This window comes from Zoogloea dura (genome assembly GCF_012927165.1).
Lineage (GTDB): Bacteria > Pseudomonadota > Gammaproteobacteria > Burkholderiales > Rhodocyclaceae > Zoogloea > Zoogloea dura.
The window spans coordinates 59,187-65,844 of the sequence record NZ_JABBGA010000027.1 but is presented as its reverse complement, the minus strand read 5'-3'; the positions used below and the strand labels follow the sequence as shown (position 1 = coordinate 65,844).

The window sequence follows — 6,658 nt, the reverse complement described above, 5'->3', positions numbered from 1 at the left end:
CCCGGAGATGATCAATGAGGTCCTCGATGTGATGGTCGAGCTCGCCCAGGAGGGCATGACCATGATGTGCGTGACCCACGAGATGGGCTTCGCCAAGAAGGTCGCCTCCCGCGTCATCTTCATGGACAAGGGCCAGATCGTCGAGGACGACGCCAAGGACGCCTTCTTCGGCAACCCGCGCTCCGAACGCGCGCGGCAGTTCCTGGCGAAGATCCTGCAGCATTGAGGCCGGCCTGCAGGGGGGGCGGGAGCCGCCCCTGCAGATCCTTCATTCACACCTGCAGTCCTTCATGCGGCCCCTGAAGTCCTTCACGCAGCCCCTGAAGTCCTTCACGCAGCACCTGCAATCCTTCATTCAGCCCCTGCAATCCTTCATTCAGGCCCTGCAATCGTCCTGACAGCACCTGCAATCCTTCATTCAGCCCCTGCAATCGTCCTGACAGCGCCTGCAATCCTTCATTCAGCCCTTGCAATCGTCCTGACAGCGCCTGCAATCCTTCCACAGCCTCTGCAATCGTCCTTACAGCCCCTGCAATCCTTCATTCAACCCCTGCAATCGTCCTGACAGCTCAAATCCCTTCTTTTCACGAGGACGACCATGACACCCCAGCTTCTCAAGATCGCCACCACCTTCCTGCTCGGCGGGCTGGTCAGCCTCATCACCATCACCAACCCCCTGTCCAAGATTCCCCTGTTCCTCAGCCTGTCCGCCGACCAGCCGCTGCCCGACGCCCTGCGCGAAGCCCGCCGGGCCTGCGTGTACGCCTTTGCGATGCTGTCCGCCGCGCTGTTCGCGGGGGTTGCCATCCTGCAACTGTTCGGGATTTCGTACGGTGCGCTGCGCATCGCCGGCGGCATCACCGTGGCGATCCTGGGTTACCGCATGCTCTTCGGCAACGGCGACACCATGCTGCCCCGCGGGCGCGGCCACGCCTTTGCCTTCTTCCCCCTGGCGATGCCGGGCATCGCCGGGCCCGGCGCCCTGGCCACCGTGATCGGCGTGTCCACCGAACTGGCCGAACTCGGCAGCCCGCTGCAGCAGGTCGTCGGCTACGCCGCCAGCGTGCTCAGCATCGCCCTCACGTGCCTTGCCCTGTGCTGGGTTCTATACTCGGCCCGTTGGGTATCCCGGCTGCTCGGCGAGGAAGGCATCAACGTGGTGACCCGCCTCACCGGCTTCCTGCTGATCTGCATCGGCATCCAGTTCATCGGGTCCGGCATCCGCAGCTTCATTGCCGGCGCCTGAGCCCCCACGAGGAAGAGTCCGGATGAGCACGCCCGCACAATCAGCCGCGCCACCGCCGGCCACCGAGAGCACGTCCCTGGCCGCCACCTTGCCGCCGTCACGCAGCCTGTCACCCAACCCTTTCCTGGTGATGGCCTTCCTCTTGCTGATCAGCCTGATCGGGTTTGGCGGTTACCGGGCCAGCGAATACCAGGGCATGCAGATCCTGCGCACCGACGCCGGCCATCGCCTCGACCTGTTTGCCGCGGCGGTGGACGGCATCGTCAACCGCTACGCCCACATCCCCGCCACCATCCAGCTCAACGAGGAAGTGCTGGGGGTCATGCAGCGCACCCGCCACCCGGGCAGCATCGTGGCCGCCAACCGCTTCCTGCAGCGCCTCAACGAGCACATCGGCAGCATCGCCATCTTCGTGGTGAACGAGCGCGGCATCGTGATCGCCTCGAGCAACTGGGGCGACCCCGACAACAGCTTCGTCGGCGAAGACCTGTCCTTCCGCAGCTACTTCCTCGACGGCCTGGCCGGCCGCTCAGGGCACCACTTTGCCATCGGCATCACGCGCGGCGAGCCCGGCTACTTCGTATCCCACCCCATCCGCAGCGGCAACCGGGTGGTCGGCGTGGCGGTCATCAAGATCAGCCTGGGCCAGCTCGACAAGGCCTGGGACCTGCTCGGCGCGCCGGCCCTGATCGCCGACGGCAACGGCGTGGTGATCCTCACCTCGGTGCCCGAGTGGCGCTACACCGCGCTCACCCCCCTGCCCCTCGACACGCGGGTGGACATCAAGCTCTCCCGCCTCTACAACGACGGCCCGATCGGCGACTTTCCGGTCAGCGTTAACCCCGACCCCGGCCCCGAGGGCCAGATCGTGCACATGAACCTGCGCAGCAGCAGCCCCGGTGTGCCCGCCGTGCGCGGCCGGCCCGATGTGGCCGGCAGCTACCTGGTGCATGGGCGCGGCCTGCAGGACGTGGGCTGGCGCCTGCTGATCTTCTCCGACCTGCGCCCGGTGCGCGCCCAGGCCTTCGGCCACGGCGCCCTGGCCGCGGTGGCCACCGGCTTCGTGCTGCTCCTGCTGCTGGTGGTGGCCCAGCGCCGCCGCATCGTGCGCCAGAAGCTGGAGGCCAAGGAGTTGCTGGAGCAGGCCAACGCGCAGCTGGAGAGCAAGGTGGCACGGCGCACCCGCGCCCTCACCGACACCAACGCCCGCCTGCGCAAGGAGGTGGCCGAGCGCCAGCAGGCCGAGCAGACCCTGCGCGCGGCCCAGGACGAGCTGGTGCAGGCCGCCAAGCTCGCCGTGCTCGGCCAACTGGCCGCCGGCATCACCCACGAGCTGGCCCAGCCCCTCGGCGCCATGCGCACCCTGTCGGGCAACGCCGTGGAGTTCATGAAGCGCGGCAACCTGGCCACCGTCGAGCAGAACCTGGGCATCATCGCCCGCCTGGCCGACCAGATGGGGCGCATCATCACCCCGCTCAAGACCTTTGCCCGCAAGTCGCCGGCCATCCCGGCCCCCGCCGACCTGGCCCATGCCGTCGGCGCCGCCCTGTTCCTGCTGGACCAGCGCCTGGCCAAGGCCGGCATCAGCGTGGACAATCGCCTCGAGGCCGGCCAGCACATCGCCTGGTGCGACCAGAACCGCCTCGAGCAGGTGCTCATCAACCTCATCCGCAATGCCGGCGACGCCATGGCCGAGAGCCCCCTGAAAACCTTGCAGATCGACGCCGTGCAGCTGCCCGATGGCAGCCTGGAGCTGGCGATTGCCGACAGCGGCTGCGGCCTGCCCGCCGACGGCGCGCTGTTCGAACCCTTCTTCACCACCAAGCCGGCCGGCGAAGGACTCGGCCTCGGGCTGGCCATCTCGCGCGACATCGTGCGCGAGTTTGGCGGCGACCTGCGCGCCGAGAACCGCCCCGAAGGCGGCGCCCGTTTCATCCTGAATCTTCCCGCTGCACCGAAAGAAAGCCCATGAACACCGAACTCCGCGTACTCATCATCGAAGACGACCCCGACGTACGCCTGGGCTGCGAGCAGGCCATGATGCTGGCCGACATTCCGGTCGAAGGCGTCGGCTCCGCCGAAGAGGCCTTCCAGCGCCTCGGCCCGGGCTTCCCCGGCGTGGTCGTCACCGACATGCGCCTGCCCAAGGCCGACGGCATGGAGGTGTTGCACCGCAGCCGCCAGCTCGATCCGGACCTGCCGGTGATCATCATCACCGGCCACGGCGATGTGACCCTGGCCGTGGAAGCCATGCGCGCCGGCGCCTACGACTTCATCCAGAAACCCTTCTCCCCCGAGCTGCTGGTGGACGTGGTGCGGCGTGCCCTCGAGAAGCGCGCCCTGACGCTGGAAGTGCTCGACCTGCGGCGGCGCCTGGAACAGCGCGAGGGGGCCGAATCCAGGCTCATCGGCCGCTCCCCGCAGATGGCGCGGGTGCGCCAGCTGGTGATGGATGTGGCCGGCACCAGCGTGGATGTGCTGGTGCGCGGCGAGACCGGCACCGGCAAGGAGCTGATCGCCCAGTGCCTGCACGAATTGTCGCCGCGCAAGGCCGGCCCCCTGGTCGCCCTCAACTGCGGCGGCCTGCCCGACAACCTGCTCGACAGCGAACTCTTCGGCCACGAGGCCGGCGCCTTCACCGGCGCCCAGAAGCGCCGCATCGGCAAGATCGAATACGCCAACAAGGGCACCCTGTTCCTCGACGAGCTGGAGAGCATGCCGATGGGCGTGCAGATCAAGCTGCTGCGGGTGCTCCAGGAAAGGGTGGTCGAACGCCTCGGCTCCAACCAGCAGCTGCCGGTGGACTGCCGCGTGGTGGCGGCCACCAAGGATGACCTCAAGGACAGGGCCGAGCGCCAGACCTTCCGCGCCGACCTTTACTACCGGCTGAACGTGGTGACCATCGACCTGCCGCCCCTGCGCGAGCGGCGCGAAGACATCCCCATCCTGCTCGAACACTTCCTGCTGCTCGCCGCCCGCCGCCACGAGCGGCCGCTGCCCAGCGTGGCGCCGGAGCAGATGCGCCGCCTGATGGCCCACACCTGGCCGGGCAATGTGCGCGAGCTGCGCAATGTGGCCGACTGCCTGGTGCTGGGCGTCGGCAAGGACATCCTCGGCACGGCCACCGGCGAGGCCGCCCCGGCCTCCCTCGCCGAGTCGGTGGACAGCTTCGAGCGCAGCCTGATCGCCGCCGAGCTGCGTCGCCAGGGCGGCAGCCTGGCGCGCAGCGCCGAGTCCTTGCGCATCGCCAAGACCACCCTGCACGACAAGATCCGCAAGTACGGCCTGCAGGGCGGCGAAGGCTGAGGCGGCCTGCAAGGCAGGCTGCGACTTAACGCACATCGCACCGCAACATCCGTTCACTGGCAAGGCCGCAACAACACGCCATACTCCCCCATCAATCTTGCAGATGGGAGCATCAAACATGGCTATGGCCTTCCCCCGCCTCGTTGCGGTGCTGCTGGCGGCCGTGGCCGCGCTGGGTGGCAACGCCCGCGCCGACACGATCGTGATCGGCCAGTGCGCGCCCCTCAGCGGCTCCCTCGCCAGCACCGGCAAGGCCATGGCCCTTGGCGTGCGCCTCGCTCTCGATGCGGCCAACGCCGCCGGTGGCATCAATGGCCACCGCTTCAGGCACGCGCTCAAGGACGACGGCTACCAGACCGCCGAGACCCTGCGCCTGAGCCGCGAACTGATCCACAAGGACAAGGCCGCCGCGCTGATCGGCTACGCCGGCACCGGCAACATCCTCGAACTCCTGCGCCAGGGCGTGCTGGCGGAAGGCAACATCGCCCTGGTCGCCCCCTACACCGGCGGCGAACCCCTGCGCGACCCGTACAACCCGTGGATCTTCCACATCCGCGCCAGCTACGGCGACGAGACGACGGCGATGGTCACCCAGCTGGTCAATACCGGCCTGCAGCGCATCGCCGTGTTCTACCAGGACGACCCCTTCGGCCAGGCCGGCCTTGCCGGCGTCGAGAAGGCGCTTGCGCACCACCGCCTCAAGCCGGTGTCCACCGGGCGTTATGCCAAGAACTCGGAAAATGTGAGCGGCGCGGTGGCCGACATCGCCCGCGGCGAGCCCCAGGCGGTGATCATGATCGGCGTGGTGCGCCCCACCGCAGCCTTCGTCAAGGCCTACCGCAGCGCCCATCCGGGCACCCAGCTGTTCAGCATCTCGGTGATCAACGGCCGCGAACTGCACGAGCTGGCCGGTGGCGACTACGCCCGCGGCGTAGGCATCACCCAGGTGATGCCCTCGCCCTTCAGCGGCGTCACCCGCATCGCCCGCGACTACAACGAGGCCCTGCAGCGCTTCGCCCCCGGCGAGGAGGCGTCCTACACCAGCTTCGAGGAATACGTGGGCGCCCGCATCCTGCTCGAGGCGATCCGCCGCGTGCGCGGCAGCCCCACGCCGGCGGCGGTGATGCAGTCACTGGAAAAGCTGGAGGTGGACCTGGGCGGCTTCGCGGTGCGCTTCGCCCCGGGCGACCGCCTCGGCTCCCGCCACGTGGAAGTCACCCTGCTCGGCCGCGGCGGCACGCATCTGCGCTGAATGCAGGGGCCTAGGCCTGGGATTTCATCTCCAAGGCCCGTTCATACAAGGCGTTCTTCGAGGCACCGGTGATCGCCGCGGCGAGCTTGGCGGCTTGCTTGACCGGGAGTTCGGCGAGCAGCAGGCCAAGCACCCGCTCCGCCTCGGGCGACAGGCCCTCGGTGGCCGGCGCGGCCGACACCAGCAGCACGAACTCCCCCCGCGCACGGTTGGCGTCGGCGGCCAGCCAGGCCGGAGCCTCGGCCAGGGGCATGCGCACGATCTGCTCGAACATCTTGGTGAGTTCCCGGGCCACCACGATCTGCCGGGTGGACTCCAGGGTCGCGGCGAGGTCATCCAGCGTCTCGACGATGCGATGGGGCGCCTCGTAGAACACCAGGGTGCCCGGCACGCCCTTCAAGGCCTCCAGCGCCGCCCGGCGCGCCGCCGACTTGGTGGGCAGGAAACCATGAAAATGGAAATGCCCGTCGGCCAGCCCCGAGGCCGACAGGGCCGCCACCGCGGCACAGGCGCCGGGCACCGGCACCACCGGGAAGCCGGCCTCCTGCACCCGCGCCACCGCCCGGGCGCCCGGGTCGGACACCGCCGGGGTACCGGCATCGGTGATCAGGGCCACCCGTTTGCCCTCTTCAAGCATGCGGATCACCAGGCCGGCGGCCGCCTGCTCGTTGTGCTCATGCAGGGCCACCAGCCGCGTGGTGATGCCGAAGGCATCCAACAGGCGCTGACTGTGACGGGTGTCCTCGCAGGCGATCACCTCCACCCCGCGCAGCACCGCCAGCGCGCGCAGGCCCATGTCCTGCAGATTCCCCAGGGGCGTGGCGACCACATACAATGACGGAGTCATGGAGAGC

General features: G+C 68.8%; 6 protein-coding genes and 1 pseudogene. 5 read left to right on the top strand and 2 right to left on the bottom strand.

Going from position 1 to position 6,658, the window contains the following annotated elements; all coding sequences use genetic code 11:
- Nucleotides 1-226, top strand: a pseudogene (locus tag HHL15_RS22210) (amino acid ABC transporter ATP-binding protein); the annotation flags it as partial.
- Nucleotides 227-272: 46 nt separating this feature from the next.
- Here HHL15_RS22210 and HHL15_RS22205 read toward each other — a convergent pair.
- On the bottom strand, nt 273-503 hold the full coding sequence (locus HHL15_RS22205; protein WP_169148002.1) for a hypothetical protein: 231 nt from the start codon (nt 501-503) through the stop codon (nt 273-275).
- A gap of 95 nt (nt 504-598) precedes the next feature.
- On the opposite strand from HHL15_RS22205, the gene HHL15_RS22200 reads away from it, so the two are divergent.
- The 4 genes from HHL15_RS22200 to HHL15_RS22185 all read left to right on the top strand — a co-directional run bounded on the left by HHL15_RS22200 (nt 599) and on the right by HHL15_RS22185 (nt 5,804).
- Nucleotides 599-1,246: a MarC family NAAT transporter gene (locus tag HHL15_RS22200; protein WP_169148001.1), complete on the top strand. Its 648-nt coding sequence runs from the start codon at nt 599-601 to the stop codon at nt 1,244-1,246.
- Between the two features lie 22 nt (nt 1,247-1,268).
- Nucleotides 1,269-3,218 (top strand): sensor histidine kinase, encoded by a 1,950-nt coding sequence (locus HHL15_RS22195; RefSeq protein WP_169148000.1) that lies wholly within the window; start codon nt 1,269-1,271, stop codon nt 3,216-3,218.
- Nucleotides 3,215-4,552: a sigma-54-dependent transcriptional regulator gene (locus HHL15_RS22190; RefSeq protein WP_169147999.1), complete on the top strand. Its 1,338-nt coding sequence runs from the start codon at nt 3,215-3,217 to the stop codon at nt 4,550-4,552. Before HHL15_RS22195 ends, HHL15_RS22190 begins: the two co-directional genes overlap by 4 nt.
- A gap of 118 nt (nt 4,553-4,670) precedes the next feature.
- Entirely contained in the window at nt 4,671-5,804 is a 1,134-nt protein-coding gene (locus tag HHL15_RS22185) for an ABC transporter substrate-binding protein (RefSeq protein WP_206198921.1), read from the top strand.
- 10 nt (nt 5,805-5,814) lie between these two features.
- Here the strand turns inward: HHL15_RS22185 and rsmI are convergent, their stop codons facing one another.
- Entirely contained in the window at nt 5,815-6,651 is an 837-nt protein-coding gene (rsmI, locus tag HHL15_RS22180; RefSeq protein WP_235943596.1) for a 16S rRNA (cytidine(1402)-2'-O)-methyltransferase, read from the bottom strand.
- Nucleotides 6,652-6,658: the final 7 nt, after the last annotated feature.

Coding starts and splice junctions, on each gene's coding strand:
- HHL15_RS22200 (WP_169148001.1), top strand. CDS start 599: ATGACACCCCAGCTTCTCAAGATCGCCACCACCTTCCTGCTCGGCGGG.
- rsmI (WP_235943596.1), bottom strand. CDS start 6,651: ATGACTCCGTCATTGTATGTGGTCGCCACGCCCCTGGGGAATCTGCAG.
- HHL15_RS22190 (WP_169147999.1), top strand. CDS start 3,215: ATGAACACCGAACTCCGCGTACTCATCATCGAAGACGACCCCGACGTA.
- HHL15_RS22195 (WP_169148000.1), top strand. CDS start 1,269: ATGAGCACGCCCGCACAATCAGCCGCGCCACCGCCGGCCACCGAGAGC.
- HHL15_RS22185 (WP_206198921.1), top strand. CDS start 4,671: ATGGCTATGGCCTTCCCCCGCCTCGTTGCGGTGCTGCTGGCGGCCGTG.